Source organism: Catenulispora sp. GAS73, assembly GCF_041262085.1.
GTDB lineage: Bacteria > Actinomycetota > Actinomycetes > Streptomycetales > Catenulisporaceae > Catenulispora.
The window spans coordinates 1-15,530 of sequence record NZ_JBGCCM010000015.1 but is presented as its reverse complement, the minus strand read 5'-3'; the positions used below and the strand labels follow the sequence as shown (position 1 = coordinate 15,530).

Below are 15,530 nucleotides of genomic sequence, written 5' to 3'. Positions count from 1 at the left end.
TCGAGCATCGCACAGGGGTCCCGCTCAGGTCATCGACCTTTCACCGGAACGTGATCCGCCGTGCACGGTATGTACCTTGTCCGCGGATATGTCCTGGCACCGGCGGGCGCGCTTGGCCAGTCCGTACCGGCGGGCCTGGTCGATCAGGTCGGTGCGGTGGGCGTTGGCGATCTCCACGGTGAAAACGGTGTTGTTCATGATCTCGGTTCCCCTTGTCTGTCGAAGGTCCCCACTTCGGTGACATGTACTAGTCTCCAGCGGGAGGCACCACCTACACATGAGGCAACCGGCCAGTCCTTGGGGGGTGAGGTACCTTAGGTATGGTCATCAGGTACCTCAGAGGGGCTTACTGCACAGGCCGCGGGGTTTGTCGAAGACTTATCCGGGGCTGAGCTGGGGTCAGCGCGACTGTGCACGCCGCGCGGAGTCCGCCGCGTACCGCGCCCCGGAGACCGCTCCGTGCGGCACCGCGGCCTCGATCCGGGCCAGCTGCTCGGCGGTCAGCTCGACGTCTGCGGCGGCCGAGTTCTCGTCGAGGTACTTGATCCGCTTGGTCCCCGGGATCGGCACGATGTCCGGCCCCTGGGCCAGCAGCCAGGCCAGCGCCAGCTGGACCGGCGTGTGCCCGCTCTCCTCGGCGACCGCGCGCAGCTCCGCGACCAGCTTCAGGTTCGCCTCCAGGTTCCCGTCGGCGAACCGCGGGTTGTCGCGCCGGAAGTCGTCGGCGGCCAGGCCCTCCAGCGACGTGATGGTGCCGGTGAGCAGCCCGCGGCCGACGGGGGAGTAGGGCACGATCCCGATCCCCAGCTCGCGCGCCACCGGCAGCACCTCGGCCTCGATGTCCCGGGTGAACAGCGAGTACTCGCTCTGCAGCGCGGCGATCGGGTGCACGGCGTGCGCGGCGCGCAGCGTCTCCGGGCCCACCTCGGACAGCCCCAGGTGCCGCACCTTCCCCGCCCGCACCAGCTCCGCCATCGCGCCGACCGACTCCTCGACCGGGACGTCGGGGTTGTTGCGGTGCATGTAGTAGAGGTCGATGTGGTCCACGCCGAGCCGGGTCAGCGAGGCGTCGACGGCCGTCCGGATGTACTCGGGGTCGTTGCGCACCGAGCGCTCGTCGGTCTCCGGATCGCGCCGGATCCCGAACTTGGTGGCCAGCACCACCCGGTCCCGCCGGCCGCCCTGCAAAGCCCGCCCGACCAGCTTCTCGTTGGCACCCCTGCCATACATGTCGGCGGTGTCCAATAGCGTCACCCCGAGATCATCGACCGCGCGGTGGATCACCGAGATCGACTCCGCCTCGGACTCGGGGGTGACGCTGTAGAAGTCGGACATCCCCATGCACCCGAGTCCCAGCGCGGAGACGCGCGGTCCGTCACTCCCAAGGATGCGGTACTTCATGAAGCAGCTCCCGTCACAGAATTCACCCGTCACCCGCGCCGACCGCCGTCGTTGGACACGGTGTCTGGAAGACGGTGTCGCCGGACGTCGCGGAGACTGGAGGACATACAGATGAGTGTCGCAAGTCTTGACGATCACGTCGCCCCGGATTATCGGAACTGGGTGGGGGTGCTGTTCGCGGTGCACCAGAAGGTCGAGGTGCGGGGGCTGGACGGGGAACCGGGGCCCGAGTTCTGCACGTGCGGAGACGTGTGGCCGTGCCGCAGCGAGGTGATGGCGTCGCGGATACTGGATTTCCCCTTATGATCGACCAGCTTTGGGCGACGGACGTCTGGCGCCTGTCAGACTCCTGACGCTCCTGATGCGCTGCCGAGTCGGCCGAGGCCTTCGGCGACGACGGCCGTCAGCAGTCGCGCGTGGCGGCCGTCCGGGTCGAAGACCGTGACGTATCACCAGCGGAAGTCGCCTGCGGTCCTGATGTCTTGGATGCGCTGTGCCAATCGCCGCGCGTGCTCGATGATCGAGTCCTGATTCCGTAGCCGCCCAGGCTTCGCGTCATCGACGTACCGGCCTGCCAGAATTACTCCGGCATCGCGGACATCGGCTGCCGGGAACGCTGGTCGGCGCCGGGGGACGCAGGCCGAGATTGCTCGGCGCCGCCAGCAGGGCGATCACCAATCCAGGTTCTCCGGCGTTTCGACAGCCTGCTGATACGGCAGCTCGGCCTTCTTCCCGAACAGCGTCCCGGCGATGGCCGTCAGTTCGTCGTCGCCGTCCGCGTCGATCGGCTCCACCGCCCACCGCCGCTCGCGCTCCAGCGGCTGCTGGTTCCCCGAGGCGATCGCCCGTACCGGCGCGGCGGGCGCCGGCAGGGCCGCGATGCGCTCCGCCTCGGCCGCCTCCAGCGCCGCCGTCTCCTCGGCCGAGCCGGGTGGCAGGGCCGCCGCCGTCGCGTTCGCGGCCAGCAGCGCGGCCATGTCCGCCGAACTCTCGGTCATGGCGCGGTCGGTGAACACCAGCGGCCGCTCGTGCTCGGTGATGATGTGCTTCACGACCTGCACGTCGCCGTTCACGTCCCACACCGCGATGCCCGGCGTCAGCGACGGGATGATCTCCACCGCCCAGCGCGGCAACCCCAGGACTTTGCCCGTGGTGCGCGCCTCGTCGGCTTTCTGCATGTAGACCGTGCGGGTTGAGGCCATCTTCAGGATCGCCGCCGCCTCGCGGGCCGCGGCCCCGTCCACCACGTCCGACAGGTGGTGCACCACCGCGACGAATGACAGGCCGAGCCGTCGCCCGAACTTCAGCAGCCGCTGGAACAGCTGCGCCACGAACGGCGAGTTGATGATGTGCCAGGCTTCTTCGACCAGCAGGATGCGCTTCACCCGGTCCGGGCGCAGCCACGTGTGCTCCAGCCAGACGCCGACGATGGCCATCAGGATCGGCATGCCGATCGAGTTGCGGTCGATGGCCGACAGGTCGAAGACGATCAGCGGCGAGTCCAGGTCGATGCCCTGCGTCGTCGGGCCGTCGAACATGCCCGCCAGGTCGCCGTCGACCAGGCGGTCCAGGACCAGCGCGACGTCCAGGCCCCAGGCCTGCACGTCCTCTATGGTCACGTTCATGTCCTCGGCGGCGCTGGTCAGCGGCGTGCGCAGGGCCTCGACGACGTCGGACAGGATCGGCTGCCTGCCGTACTTCAGCCCCGCCTCGCCGACCCGCAGGTGCGCCGCCTTCAGCGCGTAGCCGGCGCGCTCGTCCAGCGGCCGGCCCTGGGCCACCTCGACTATGGTGCGCAGCAGCGCGAGCTGCCCGGTGGTGGCGATCGCCGGGTCCAGCGGGTTCAGGCGGATGCTGTCGCCGCGCACGCCGTGCGGGTCCAGGCGGACCGGGGTGACGCCGAGGGATTCGGCGATCAGGTGCCACTCGCCGACGCCGTCCTCGCCCTGCGCGTCCAGGACCACCACCTGGCGGTCCTTGAAGCGGAGCTGGCGCAGCACGTACGTCTTCTCCAGCGCGGACTTGCCGTTGCCGGACTCGCCGAGCACCAGCCAGTGCGGGGCCGGCAGCTGCTGGCCGTAGAGCTGGAAGGGGTCGTAGACGTAGCCCTTGCCGGAGTACACCTCGCGGCCGATGATGACGCCGGAGTCGCCCAGGCCCGGCGCGGCGGTGGGCAGATACACCGCCTGCGCCTGCGAGGACGAGGTGCGCACCGGCGGTCGGCTGGTCTCGACCTTGCCGAAGACCAGCGAGGCGAAGCCCTCGGTCAGGGAGTCCATGATGGAGCGTCCGGCCATGGCGTGTCCGTCTCCTTACTTCCGCAGCCCGGTCGCGAACGGCAGGGTGTTGGTGAACGCCCTGTGGTGCTCGCGGTCGCACCACTCCAGCTTGAGGAACGACTTGCCCGCCGAGGCCCGGATCGTGCGTTTGTCCCGGTTCAGCTGCTCCGGCCCGCGCGCCGAGACCGTGATGTAGCCGACCAGGTTCACCCCGGCGGCGCCGGAGGCCAGGTCCTCGCCGCGCTGGTCGACGCGGCCGGCGTGGGCCCGCTCGCGCGGGTCGTCGACCCGGCCGAGCTTGGCCTGGCGCGAGGCCTCGGCGTCGGTGTTGATCTTCTCGGTGAGCATCCGCTCGATGGCGATGTCGGTGGGCTCCAGGTCCATCGTCACCCCGACCGTGCGGATCACGTCGGGGGTGTGCACCAGCAGCGGCGCCAGGAAGTTCACGCCGACCGGGGTCAGCGGCCACTCCTTGATCCACGCGGTGGCGTGGCACCAGGGCTCGGCGGTGACCGACTCGCGGGTCTTGGCGCGCAGGAACTGCGGATGCGTGGCGTCGAGCTCGGCCGGCCAGGCGTTGCGCCGGGACATGGCGTGCAGGTGGTCGATCGGGTGATCGGGGTCGTACATGGAGTGGATCAGCGAGGACAGCGCGACCGGGCCCAGCGGCTGGCGTACCTTGATGTCGGCGTCGGCCAGCCGGGCGCAGATGTCGGCGAGCTCCCGGGCCATGATGATGCCCAGGCCCACGTCCACCGCGCCGCGGCCGATGACGTAGGCCTCGGAGGCCAGCTCCTTGGTGTAGGGCATGCACGCGACCAGATAGGCCCGGTGCTGCTCGGAGGAGGTCGAGACCATGGACAGCAGGTGCTCGTAGGACTCCTGGAGCCAGCGGGGGGACTGCTCGTCGCCGCGTCGGGCGACGTCTTTGGCGTGCGCGTCGGGATCGGCCGGCAGGGTGCGGGCGAGCATCTGCAGCCGGGTGACGAAGCCGTCGCCGTTGGCCACGTGCCGCAGCAGGGTGCCGAACCGGTCGACCAGCGCCTCCTGATCCTCGGAGTCCCGCGAGCCGACGCCGGGGCCCTCGATCTCCAGCGTGGCGGTGACGGTCCGCCGGTCCAGGTGCATCAGCACCGCGATCTCGTCCGGCCCGAACTGCGCCCGCAGCCACCGCAGCCGCCCCACCCCCGGAGGGGGACCGATCTCGACCTCCCCGCCGTCCATCCGCGTCCCGGCCTCCATGGCGCGCGACCGCCAGGTGGCCTGCGGCGAGCGCAGCAGACGCTTGTAGGAGCGGTTGATCTCGAACCACTTGTAGATGGTGCGGCCGTTGTAGGGCATGAACACGACGACCAGCGCCAGCGCCGGACCGGCGAGGATGCCCAGCACCTTCAGGAAGGTGGTGGGCACGAAGAAGCCGGAGAGCAGCGAGAGCGCACAGCAGACCACGATGACGCCGATCTCACCGGTCTCCCGGTTGCGCCCGATCAGCGCGCTGGGCTTGGCCTTGCCCAGCAGATAGGCGCGACGGTACTGCGGTGGCTCCTGCTGGGTGGTGCTCATGGCCGGGCCCCCCGTCGGCTCCCGCCCGCGGCGCGGGTCGCTGCGGGGCGGTGGTCACTGCTTGGCGTGGTGCTCACGGCGGTGCCTTCCAGCGGGGGTGCGGGTGTTCTCGGTGCGCGGCCGGGGGTTCTCCTTGACGGTACCTGGGACGCTACCTGGGTGGGGGTGGTGGCGGGGTCGCAGGGGACGGATTTGGTGGTGGTGGAGCGGGTGCCTGAACTCTTGTCGTCTGTTGTCACGTTCCTCGCCTCCTTCCCCGGTCTCGTCAGGAACCGCCGCGCGGAGGCGGCGGAGGGTTGGGGACCACGGGAGCCGGCGTGGCGCGCAGGCGTGAGGGAGAGGTGGCCGAGCCGCCGTTGCCGCCACCACCGCCGTTACCCCCGCCCCCCGTCCCACCGGCACCGCCCTGACCGCCACCATCGGCACCGGGCCGCACCGTCAGGGCCCTGCCGGTGTGCGCCGCGATCCCGGCCGCGGCACCCGCGCCGCCAGCGAGCGCACCCACCGACATCCCAGCGATCGCACTACCCATGTTGCCGCCGCCCCCGCCCCCGGCGAAGGCACCGCTGATGCGATTGGCGTGCGTGGCCATCCCGTTGCGCATCGTGCCAGCCGGGGACGTGAACGCGGCACTGGTGATCGCGGCCTTGCCGATCTTCGCCGCGCGCTCCTTCTGCAACGTCAGCATCTCGTCGCCGAAGGCCGGCACGAACCGGTAGACCAACCCGGAGGCGAAGATCGACAGAATCATGATCGCCAGCCCGGACAGCACCGCGCTGAACGAGTCCTGATTCCCGGAGGACACAGCGGTGGCGAGCGACAGCACGATCACGATGATCGGCTTGATGAGGTCGATGGAGATCATCAACCCTACCCACCGCCGAATGTGCCCCCACATGGACTTGTCGACGAACCCGGCATACACGGCGGTCGCCAGCGCCGCCCCGACGTAGAGCATCGCAGCCCGAATGATGAGCTCCAGCCAGAGCAACGCGGAAGCGATCATCGACAGCACCGAGACGAAGATCAGCATGATCGGCCCCCCGCCCAACCCCGAGTTCGGATCGAGGGCATGCGAGAACGACGCCAGGAACCCGTTCCGATCAGCGGTGGAGCCGTTCCCGATGGCATCGGAGACACTGTCGGTGATCTTGACCATCCCGGCCAGAATCACCGGCGTGAAGGCCGAGGCCAGAACCGCCATCCACAGGAACCCAGTCGCCTCACCTATAGCGGTGATGATCGAATCTCCCCGCACCGCCCGCTTCACCACGGACAACAACCAGAGCAGCACGGTCAGGATCGCCGACGCCGCGAACACGATCGCGTACTGCTTCAGGAAGCCCATGTTGGTGAAGTTGACCGTCGCGGTCTTGGTGATCGCATCCGACAGGTTGTTGATGACCCACTGCGCCGCCTCGGCGCAGCCGCGGGCGATGGAGCCGAGGGGGTCAGTGACGGCGCCGCCTAGCGTAGGGGCGCCGTTTTGGGTTCCGGGCGGGGCGGGGGTGCCGTTGACCATCTGCTGGGTGTTGTCGCAGGCCTTTTTGACCGCGCCGAACAAAAGAGCGCAGGGGTCAGACGGCGCTGCTGGCAGCGGCGCGATGTCAGGGCGCATATCGGAGCCTCGCGAACTGCTCGGCGGCCTTTTGCAGGTCGGTGGCCGAAGAAGCCTGCTGTGTGCCTCCGACTGGAGTCGGTCCGTCGATCTGAGCGAAGTCGTTCCAGCGCCAGTCGTTGTTGACCCAGGTCAGCGTGATCGTGAGCGTGGTCCATGTGGCACTCACCGGATAGGTCGAGCCGTTGCCGGCGATCCCGTCGATGGTGCAGGTCCAGACGTCGACCACGGCCTTGGTATTCGTGTACGAATCCACTCGAACTCCCGCCGGTACACCGCGGTACACAAGCGTCTGGCCCGCAGGGGGATTCCCGTTTGCATCTAGGCCATACCCGCGAGCGGCAGCGCCGAAAGCAGCGTCGAGTTCGGTTTGGAGGTGCGGTGCTATCGCGGGATCCGCGATTGCCTGGATCATCGCGTGTCGCTGATTTGTGTGAACCATCGCTTCTGACACATATGCCGCGACATAGTTACTCGCGGCAGCCTCGGCGCCACTCTGCGTGTCTTGATAACCCGTCAACACGCCGTTTGCGGACTGCGTCGGAAAAGCAGGACTCGAAGCCCCCGTCGACGCGCTCTGCCCCACCGTGGCCGTGGCCGCAGGCACCCCGCCCCCGACGCCCGTGCTGGCGCCCTGGCTCGTGGCGTTGTTGTTGTGCTTGCTGCTGTTGATCGCGATCACCGCCGCGACCACCACCACGATCGCGGCCAGGGCCAGGACGCCGCGGCCGCGGCGTCCGCGGGGGGCTTTGAACTCGCCTTCGTAGGGGTCCTTGGGGAGGCGGATGACGGTTTGCGGCTGCTCGATGCGCGGTGCGCGTCCGGGCCGGCCGCGGCGCGGTCCGCCGTCGCCCGTGCGGCCCGGACCGCCGCTACCGCCGTCGATAACCATGTTCAAGTCTCCCCACCCCGGACGTCCCGGTCGTGTTACATCGTCGTCGTGTCGGGCCACCAGTTCCTAACAAATACCCGGATGGCTTCGTGCCGGTTTGCCGGGCGGCGCGCGGTGGCAGTGCTTTGGGTTGGTCTCGGCCTCGGGTGAGGCCTTGGGCGAGGTTGCCGATGTGATCGCCGCGCCGTGGGCTGCGCCGGCCGTCGGTCTGATCGCGGTGCGCTGCGCCGGTCAGATCGCCATGCCGTAGACGATGGTGAACAGGGTGCCCAGGGATCCGATGATGAACACACCGGTCAGGCCGGCCACGATCAGGCCCTTGCCCTGCTCGGCCGAGAAGGTGTCGCGCAGCGCCGTGGCGCCGATGCGCTGCTTGGCCGCGCCCCAGACCGCGATGCCCAGGCAGATGATGATCGCGGTGGCCATGATGACCTCGATCATCACCCTGGCCTCGTTGCCGACCTGGCCGAAGGGACCCCAGTTCGGGGCGATTCCGCCGATGATCGTGTTGATGTCGTTGCCCGAGGGCGGTGCCGGCGTCGGGGTAGCGGTGAGGAACGTGGCCACGGTGTGCGCCGCGCCATGCAGAGTTTGCAGTGCAGACACGATGACCGCCTGCCTCCAGTCCTGTGGTTATAACGGTGGTGTTCGTCGTACTCACGATGTGGTGTCACTGCCGGTAGCGTAGGGAACTCAGTCTACGAGGATGACGCGGACGGCAGATACCTTGTCTATGGTGTCGTTTTCCTCGATCCGTCTGCGGCACACCTTGGTTATCGGTTGATCCGATGATCAACTGAAGGGAGGAAGGGTTCTGATGAAGACATCGATCATCGTCGGCGCGTCGCTGGTGGCGACTCCCTTCCTTCTGGTAGGCGCGATCGTCGTCGGCACCATGAGCGTGGCCGCCGGCAGCTCCAGTCTGAGCACCGTCGGGCGGATCGCCGACGGCACCGTGCCGGCCGCGGATTCCGCGCTGATGGAGCAGTACGGCCACATGTGCCCGGAGCTCACCCCCTCCCTGCTGGCCGCGCAGCTGTATCAGGAGTCGGGCTTCAACCCGACCATCGTCTCCCCGGCCGGTGCCATAGGGATCGCCCAGTTCATGCCCGGCACCTGGCCCAACTGGTCATCACCGCAGGACGGGGACGGCAAACAGGATCCGCGCAACCCGGCCGACGCGATTCCGGCCGCCGCGCGCTATGACTGCGCCATCGCGCACCAGGTCTCCGGGGTCGGGGGCGACGCCGTCTCCAACATGCTGGCCGGTTACAACGCCGGCCCCGGTGCGGTCGAGCAGTATGGCGGAATCCCGCCATACGCCGAGACGCAGAACTACGTCAAGAACATCAAGGCCCTGGAGCAGGCCTTCCGCGCGCCGGACCCGACCATCGCGCCCTCCGACATGGCCGTGCGCGCGATCGCCTACGCCTACAACCGCCTCGGCACGCCCTACGAGTGGGGCGGCGACGGCACCGACGGCCGCTTCGACTGCTCCGGCCTGGTCCAGGCCGCCTACACCTCGGTCGGCATCACCATGCCCCGCACCGCCTCCGAGCAGTGGTACACCGGCCCGCACGTCCCGGTCGCCCAGCTCCAGCCCGGCGACCTGGTCTTCTACGCTACCGACCTGTCGAACCCGGGCAGCATCCACCACGTCGGCATCTACGTCGGCGGCGGCGTGATGATCGACGCCCCGCACACCGGCGCCGCGATTCGCTTCGACCCGATCGGCGCCGCCGACTACCTCGGCGCCACCCGCCCGCAGCCGCTGGTGGTCGGGGCCGCGGTGGACGCCGCCACGCCGCAGGCCGAGCGCACGACGGGCCCGCCCGGCGCGATCCCGGGCAACCCGGCGCAGAACACGGCGCCGGCCACCAACCCGGCCCCGACGACGCCCACGCCGACCGGCAGCCCCGCACCGACCGGAGCGAAGGCGCCCGCCGTGCTCCCGAAAACGACGAAGAGCTCAAAGCGCTGAGGGCGGCGGCCGCGGAGCCGAAGCTCCCGACCACCGCCCTCCGGCGCAGCCAACCACCGCCCTCCGGCGCAGCCAACCGCCGCGTTCACATCGCAGCCAACCGCCACGTTCACATCGCGGGCACCTTGTCCAGGAACCCGGCGACCGCCCCGATCCGCCCGTCGGGCGCGATCAGCGCCACATCGAACCCGACCACCAGCGCCTCGTCCCCGCCCGCCGCCAGCTCCCAGGTGAAGCGCACGACGTCGTGGTGCGCGTCCGGCTCCCCGGCCAGCCGGAACGTCAGCCCGGCGAACTGCCCCTGCGCCCCGCCTATCAGGGCACTGAGCTCCGCGTGTCCGTGCACCGAAGCCAGCGGATCGGTGTACTCGACCTCCTCGACGAAGACCTCCGCGACCTTCTTGGCGCGGGCGTCGGCGTCGGTCTCGTTCCACGCGGCGATGTAACCGTCGATGAGGTTCTTGACGTCAGTCATGGCACTGCCTTCCGTTCCGGCCCCGGCTTGCCCGGCGGCCTGTGCCCTCAACGATGCCGCCGGGGGCCATGACCTCACGATTACTTGCCAGGTAATGCATGCGGCGGCTTCCTTACCTGTCAGGTAATCGTCCCCATGACCCCCGCGAAGCCATCGTTGACCCCATGACCACCACCGATACCCGGCCGACGACACCGGCCAGCGAGGCGCACGAGGCGCCCGCACCGCGCACCGAAGCACAAGCCCCGCGCGACACCGCCCGGGCCCAGAACCTGACGCTCCTGGTCCTCCTCGCGGGGATCTTCATGACCACCCTCGACATCTTCATAGTCAACGTCGCGATCCCCGCCACCCAGCGCGACCTGCACGCCTCGCCGGCCGCGATCCAGTGGATCGTCGCCGGGTACGGCCTCACCGTCGCAGCGGGCGTCATCACCGCGGGTCGGCTGGGAGACATGTTCGGGCGCCGCCGGATGTACGCGCTCGGCATGGCGCTGTTCACCGCCGCGTCGGCCGCCTGCGGGATGGCGCCGACCGCCGGCATCCTCATCGCCTCGCGGGTCGTGCAGGGCGTCGGGGCGGCGCTGCTGAGTCCGCAGACGCTGGCCATCATCGGCACCGCCTTCGAAGGCGCGAAGCGGGTGCGCGCCTTCACCGCCTACGCCCTCGCGATGGGGCTGGCCGCGGTCTTCGGCCAGCTGATCGGCGGCGTGCTCATCGACCTGAACTTCTCCGGGCTCGGCTGGCGCAGCTGCTTCCTCATCAACGTGCCGGTCGGCGCCGTCGCCCTGACCCTCGTGCCCCGCGCCGTGCCGGAGTCCAGGGCCGAGGGCGCCCGGACGCGCCTCGACGTGCCCGGCGTCGTGATGGTCAGCGGCGCGCTCGTCGCGACCGTGCTGCCGCTCATCCAGGGGCAGAGCCAGGGCTGGCCGCTGTGGACCTGGCTGAGCTTCGGCGCCGCGCTGGTCCTGTTCGGCGCCTTCGGGTGGTACCAGGGCCGCCTGGCCGCCGCCCAGAAGTCGCCGCTGATCGACCCGGCGCTGTTCCGCAGCAAGGGCTTCACCCGGGGCATCATCGCCCAGATCGTGTTCTGGACGGGCCAGGGCTCGTTCTTCCTGATCTTCGCCCTCTACCTGCAGATCGGCCGCGGCCTCGACGCCCTGCACGCCGGTCTGGTCTTCACCGCGATCGGCATCGGCTACCTGCTCACCTCGATGGTCGCGCAGAAGCTCACCGCGCGCCTCGGCCGCCAGACCGCCGCCGTCGGCACGCTGCTGATGGCCGTCAGCCTGGTGGACCTGATCGTCACGCTCCACCTCACCGGCACCCACGGCTCGCTGCTCTGGACGATCCCGGCGCTGGTCGGCGACGGCGCCGGCATGGGTCTGGCGATCGGCCCGCTGGCCGCCGGGGCCATGGGCCGGGTCGCCCCGCACCACACCGGCGCCGCCTCGGGCGTGGTGTCCACGGTGATGCAGGTCGGCGGCGCGGTCGGGGTCGCGGTGATCGGCATCGTCTTCTACTCCGCCCTCGGCTCCTCCACCACCCCCGCCGCCTACACCCACGCCTTCACCGCCGGGCTGGAACTCCTGGTCGGCGTGGCGGTCGCGGTGACGGTCCTGCTCCAGTTCGACAAGGACTAGTGCTCACCACGGACACGGCGTGACCACCCGGCAGCGGCCCGGGCGGCCGCGCCGTTTCGCGTTGTCCGCCTCCCCACGCAGTACCCCGAGTGACTCCCGTCGTACGACTACACCGCAGCGTCTCCGAAGGTGGAATCGACGGTATGACCACCACGATCGGTAAAACGAACACCTCCAGCACCACCACGGCACCCGCCGCCCGCGCGGTGGCCGCGGTCAAGCAGTACGGCGGCGGCGACGCGGCCGTCCGCGCCCTCGACGGCGTCACCGTCGCGCTCCCCGCCGGCCGCTTCACCGCCGTCATGGGCCCCTCCGGATCCGGCAAGTCGACCCTCATGCACTGCCTGGCCGGCCTGGACCGGCTCACGTCCGGCCAGGTCTACGTCGGCGACGTCGAACTCGGCTCCGCCTCCGACAAGCAGCTCACGCTCCTGCGCCGGGAGAAGCTCGGCTTCGTCTTCCAGTCCTTCAACCTGCTGCCCACGCTCTCGGCCGCGGAGAACATCACGCTCCCGCTGGACCTGGCCGGCCGCGCGCCGGACAAGGACTGGCTGGACACCGTCGTGCGCACCGTCGGCCTTGCCGACCGGCTCAAGCACCGGCCCGCCGAGCTCTCCGGCGGCCAACAGCAGCGCGTCGCCGTCGCGCGCGCCCTCGCGTCACGGCCCGAGGTCGTGTTCGCCGACGAGCCCACCGGCAACCTCGACTCCCGGTCCGCGGCCGAGGTCCTGGGCCTGCTGCGGGCCATGGTCACGGATCTGGGCCAGACGCTGGTGATGGTCACTCACGACCCCTCGGCCGCCGCCTACTCCGACGAGGTCCTGTTCCTGGCCGACGGCCGCCTCGTGGACCGGCTGGAACTGCCCACCCGGGACGCCGTCCTGGCCCGCATGCAGCGCTTCGGCGAATAAGGAGGCTGACGGACGTGCTCACCATCGCTCTGCGCAACCTCACCGTCCGCCGCCGACGGCTGATCGGCACGTTCCTCGCCGTGTTCCTCGGCGTCGCCTTCCTGGCCGGCACCCTCACGCTGAACGCGACGCTGTCGCGCAACTTCGACAACCTCTTCGCGACCGCCGACTCCGGCGTCGCGGCCGTCGTGCACTCGGACACGCTGATCGCGTCCAGCGGCACCGGCACGCCCCTCGGCGGCCTGCGCGCCCCGATCCAGTCGCAGCTCGCTGATTCGCTGCGCACAGTGCCCGGCGTCGCCGACGCGCAGCCCGACATCGTCGGCTACGGCCAACTCCTCGGCGCGGACGGCAAAGCCGTCGGCGGCAACGGCCCGCCGCGCACCGCCGGCAACTGGATCCCGTCCGCCACGCTGAACGCGTACCACCTGGTCTCCGGGCGCGCGCCGCGCGACGTGCCGGCCGGGCAGCCGGTCGAGGCCGTGATCAACCGCGGCGCCGCCGACTCCGGGCACTTGAGGATCGGCGACACCGCGATCGTGCAGACCCCGCTGCCGGTCCGCGTCACGATCGTGGGCATCGCCGGATTCGGGACGCAGGGCGGGATCGGGCAGGTGACGTACACCGGATTCACGCAGTCGGTCGCGGAGAAGTACATCGCGCGCCCCGGCCAGGCGTCACAGATCCTGATCGCGGCGAAGAGCGGTGTGTCTCAGGACTCTGTCGTCGCCGCCGTCTCGAAGGCGCTGCCGCCGGGAGTCTCGGCGATCAGCGGCGCGGCCTACACGAAGGCGACCACGGACGCGATCGGCACGGCGTTTCTGACCTTCTTCAAGGGCTTCCTGCTGGTCTTCGCGGCCGTGGCCCTGCTCGTCGCGTCGTTCTCGATCCACAACACCTACACGATCCTCATCGCCCAGCGGACGCGCGAGAACGCCCTGCTGCGAGCGCTCGGGGCGTCGCGAAGCCAGATCCTGCGGTCCTCGTTGGGCGAGGCGGCGGCGCTGGGGCTGGCGGCGTCGGCGGTCGGCGTGGTCGGTGGATTGGGGATCGCGCAGGCGCTGAAGGCCCTGTTCGACGCGGCCGGATTCGCTTTGCCCGCCGGGGGATTGGCGGTGACCGGGTCGACGATCGCGATCGCGCTGCTGGTCGGCGTCGGCGTGACCGCCTTGGCCGCGCTGTCGCCGGCGGTGCGGGCGTCGCGGGTGGCGCCGCTGGCGGCGCTGCGGGAGGCGTCGGTGGGGGAGACGCGGTCCGGATTCGGACGCGTGCGGACGCCGATCGGCGCGGTGCTGCTGGTCGGCGGGGTGGCGCTGGCCGTGGCGGGCGGTTCGCTGGCGATGGCCGGCGCCGGGGCCGCGGCCACCACGGTCGCCGTGGTGATGCTCGGACCGGTCGCGGCACGCGGCGCGGTGCGGGTGCTCGGGGCTGTGGTCACCGGCGGCGGACGGCTCGCGGGGACAACTGGAGTTCTGGCGCGGCGCAATGCCGCGCGGGATCCCCGGCGGACGTCGGCGACCGCTACCGCGCTGATGGTCGGCGTCGCCGTGGTGACGTTGCTGACGGTGTTCGCCACATCGGTGAAGGCGTCGCTGAAGTCTGATGTGGACCGGTCGTTCGTCGGGGACCTCGCGGTGTCGGCGCCGGGCTTCGGAGGCGGCGGGTTGAGCCCGCAGATGGCTGCTGATCTGCAGAAGGTGCCGGGTGTCGCGGCGGCTGTGGGGATCGGGCAGGGCACGGCTTCGATCGGCGGCTCGGCGGAGAACGTGACGTTCGCCGACACCGGGAAGCTGGATCAGGCGGTTTCGGTGGACGTGCGGTCCGGCTCGGTTTCGGCGCTGGACGGCGGCCGGGCGGTCGGCGTGTCGGCCTCCGAGGCGAAGAAGCACCCGCTCGGGACCTCGGTTTCGGTCGTCTACCCCGACGGCTCGGCCAGCACGGTGCCGGTCGGGCTGGTCTATGGGCCGCGCGGGTCGTTCAACGGATTCCTGCTCGACACCGCGATGTGGTCCGCGCACGCGAATCAGGTCACGGACACCTCGGTGATCGTGAAGCTGGCGCCGGGCACGTCGATCGCGGCAGCGCGGCCGGCGATCGCGGCGGCGGTGGTGCCTTACGGCAGCCCCGATGTTCAGGACCGTCAGCAGTACGCCGACGCGCAGGCCTCCGGGGTGGACGTGGTGCTCACGATCTCGTACGTGCTGCTGGTGCTGGCGATCGTGATCGCGCTGGCGGGGATCGCGAACACGTTGGCGCTGTCGGTCCACGAACGTACGCGGGAGCTCGGGCTGCTGCGCGCGGTGGGCCTGACCCGGCCGCAGACCAGGGCCCTGGTCCGGTGGGAGTCGCTGCTGGTGGCGCTGTTCGGGACGCTGGGCGGCGTCGCGCTCGGGACGTTCCTGGCCTGGACGCTGGTGCGCGCGGCGGGGAGTTCGACGGCGATCGCCTTCGAGGCCTCGCCGACGACGCTGGCGCTGATCCTGGCGGCCGGGGCGGTCGCGGGGGTCGGCGCCGCGGCTCGGCCGGCGCGGCGGGCGGCCCGGTTGGATTTGTTGGGGGCCATCGCGCAGGAGTGACAGGCGCTGTTGGGCCGCGGGCGGACGACGCGGGGGACGAGGCCACGGTCGGCGGGCGCGGAGGGGGCATCCGCGGGCCGGCGGCCAAAAACGAGTCGGGGGGGCCCCCACCCCGGGCCCCCCCCGCCACAACAACCCCCCACAACAACATGAGAAACCCCGGCCACACACCAGCCCCCCCCCCCCCCCCC

General features: G+C 70.4%; 13 protein-coding genes. 5 read left to right on the top strand and 8 right to left on the bottom strand.

The features are described 5' to 3' along the window. Positions 1-24: 24 nt before the first annotated feature. Together ABH935_RS22765 and ABH935_RS22760 are read right to left on the bottom strand one after the other, a co-directional pair. A complete protein-coding gene (locus ABH935_RS22765) occupies positions 25-198 on the bottom strand; it encodes a hypothetical protein (RefSeq protein WP_370349464.1) in 174 nt (57 codons plus the stop codon). Between the two features lie 201 nt (positions 199-399). Then, positions 400-1,401, bottom strand: a complete 1,002-nt coding sequence (locus tag ABH935_RS22760) for an aldo/keto reductase (RefSeq protein WP_370379945.1) — start codon at positions 1,399-1,401, stop codon at positions 400-402. 111 nt (positions 1,402-1,512) lie between these two features. Here ABH935_RS22760 and ABH935_RS22755 point away from each other — a divergent pair, with 111 nt between their 5' ends. Continuing rightward, positions 1,513-1,707: a hypothetical protein gene (locus ABH935_RS22755; protein ID WP_370379944.1), complete on the top strand. Its 195-nt coding sequence runs from the start codon at positions 1,513-1,515 to the stop codon at positions 1,705-1,707. 365 nt (positions 1,708-2,072) lie between these two features. Here the strand turns inward: ABH935_RS22755 and ABH935_RS22750 are convergent, their stop codons facing one another. From ABH935_RS22750 to ABH935_RS22730, 5 genes are all read right to left on the bottom strand, one after another. Then, positions 2,073-3,698, bottom strand: coding sequence for an ATP-binding protein (locus tag ABH935_RS22750; protein WP_370379943.1), 1,626 nt, complete (start codon positions 3,696-3,698; stop codon positions 2,073-2,075). 15 nt (positions 3,699-3,713) lie between these two features. Continuing rightward, positions 3,714-5,243: an SCO6880 family protein gene (locus tag ABH935_RS22745; RefSeq protein WP_370379942.1), complete on the bottom strand. Its 1,530-nt coding sequence runs from the start codon at positions 5,241-5,243 to the stop codon at positions 3,714-3,716. A 265-nt stretch (positions 5,244-5,508) separates the two neighbouring features. Beyond that, positions 5,509-6,861 (bottom strand): hypothetical protein, encoded by a 1,353-nt coding sequence (locus ABH935_RS22740; RefSeq protein WP_370379941.1) that lies wholly within the window; start codon positions 6,859-6,861, stop codon positions 5,509-5,511. After that, positions 6,851-7,753, bottom strand: a complete 903-nt coding sequence (locus tag ABH935_RS22735; protein WP_370379940.1) for a hypothetical protein — start codon at positions 7,751-7,753, stop codon at positions 6,851-6,853. The genes ABH935_RS22740 and ABH935_RS22735 overlap by 11 nt, the downstream gene beginning before the upstream one ends. 231 nt (positions 7,754-7,984) lie before the next feature. Continuing rightward, on the bottom strand, positions 7,985-8,320 hold the full coding sequence (locus tag ABH935_RS22730) for a hypothetical protein (protein ID WP_194906871.1): 336 nt from the start codon (positions 8,318-8,320) through the stop codon (positions 7,985-7,987). Between the two features lie 250 nt (positions 8,321-8,570). On the opposite strand from ABH935_RS22730, the gene ABH935_RS22725 reads away from it, so the two are divergent. Then, positions 8,571-9,734: an NlpC/P60 family protein gene (locus ABH935_RS22725; RefSeq protein WP_370379939.1), complete on the top strand. Its 1,164-nt coding sequence runs from the start codon at positions 8,571-8,573 to the stop codon at positions 9,732-9,734. Positions 9,735-9,843: 109 nt separating this feature from the next. Here ABH935_RS22725 and ABH935_RS22720 read toward each other — a convergent pair whose 3' ends face one another. Next, on the bottom strand, positions 9,844-10,209 hold the full coding sequence (locus ABH935_RS22720) for a nuclear transport factor 2 family protein (protein WP_370379938.1): 366 nt from the start codon (positions 10,207-10,209) through the stop codon (positions 9,844-9,846). 164 nt (positions 10,210-10,373) lie between these two features. Here ABH935_RS22720 and ABH935_RS22715 point away from each other — a divergent pair, with 164 nt between their 5' ends. The 3 genes from ABH935_RS22715 to ABH935_RS22705 all read left to right on the top strand — a co-directional run bounded on the left by ABH935_RS22715 (position 10,374) and on the right by ABH935_RS22705 (position 15,339). Beyond that, complete coding sequence (locus ABH935_RS22715; protein WP_370379937.1) at positions 10,374-11,852, top strand: MFS transporter; 1,479 nt, start codon at positions 10,374-10,376, stop codon at positions 11,850-11,852. 143 nt (positions 11,853-11,995) lie between these two features. After that, positions 11,996-12,763, top strand: a complete 768-nt coding sequence (locus ABH935_RS22710; RefSeq protein WP_370379936.1) for an ABC transporter ATP-binding protein — start codon at positions 11,996-11,998, stop codon at positions 12,761-12,763. Between the two features lie 14 nt (positions 12,764-12,777). Beyond that, the gene (locus ABH935_RS22705) at positions 12,778-15,339 is read left to right on the top strand and encodes an ABC transporter permease (RefSeq protein ID WP_370379935.1); all 2,562 of its coding nucleotides are present in this window, start codon (positions 12,778-12,780) and stop codon (positions 15,337-15,339) included. Positions 15,340-15,530: the final 191 nt, after the last annotated feature.

Excerpts from the sequence above, each read along its gene's own strand:
- ABH935_RS22755 (WP_370379944.1), top strand. The coding sequence starts at position 1,513 with ATGAGTGTCGCAAGTCTTGACGATCACGTCGCCCCGGATTATCGGAAC.
- ABH935_RS22725 (WP_370379939.1), top strand. The coding sequence starts at position 8,571 with ATGAAGACATCGATCATCGTCGGCGCGTCGCTGGTGGCGACTCCCTTC.
- ABH935_RS22735 (WP_370379940.1), bottom strand. The coding sequence starts at position 7,753 with ATGGTTATCGACGGCGGTAGCGGCGGTCCGGGCCGCACGGGCGACGGC.
- ABH935_RS22745 (WP_370379942.1), bottom strand. The coding sequence starts at position 5,243 with ATGAGCACCACCCAGCAGGAGCCACCGCAGTACCGTCGCGCCTATCTG.
- ABH935_RS22765 (WP_370349464.1), bottom strand. The coding sequence starts at position 198 with ATGAACAACACCGTTTTCACCGTGGAGATCGCCAACGCCCACCGCACC.
- ABH935_RS22715 (WP_370379937.1), top strand. The coding sequence starts at position 10,374 with ATGACCACCACCGATACCCGGCCGACGACACCGGCCAGCGAGGCGCAC.
- ABH935_RS22750 (WP_370379943.1), bottom strand. The coding sequence starts at position 3,698 with ATGGCCGGACGCTCCATCATGGACTCCCTGACCGAGGGCTTCGCCTCG.
- ABH935_RS22710 (WP_370379936.1), top strand. The coding sequence starts at position 11,996 with ATGACCACCACGATCGGTAAAACGAACACCTCCAGCACCACCACGGCA.
- ABH935_RS22740 (WP_370379941.1), bottom strand. The coding sequence starts at position 6,861 with ATGCGCCCTGACATCGCGCCGCTGCCAGCAGCGCCGTCTGACCCCTGC.
- ABH935_RS22720 (WP_370379938.1), bottom strand. The coding sequence starts at position 10,209 with ATGACTGACGTCAAGAACCTCATCGACGGTTACATCGCCGCGTGGAAC.
- ABH935_RS22760 (WP_370379945.1), bottom strand. The coding sequence starts at position 1,401 with ATGAAGTACCGCATCCTTGGGAGTGACGGACCGCGCGTCTCCGCGCTG.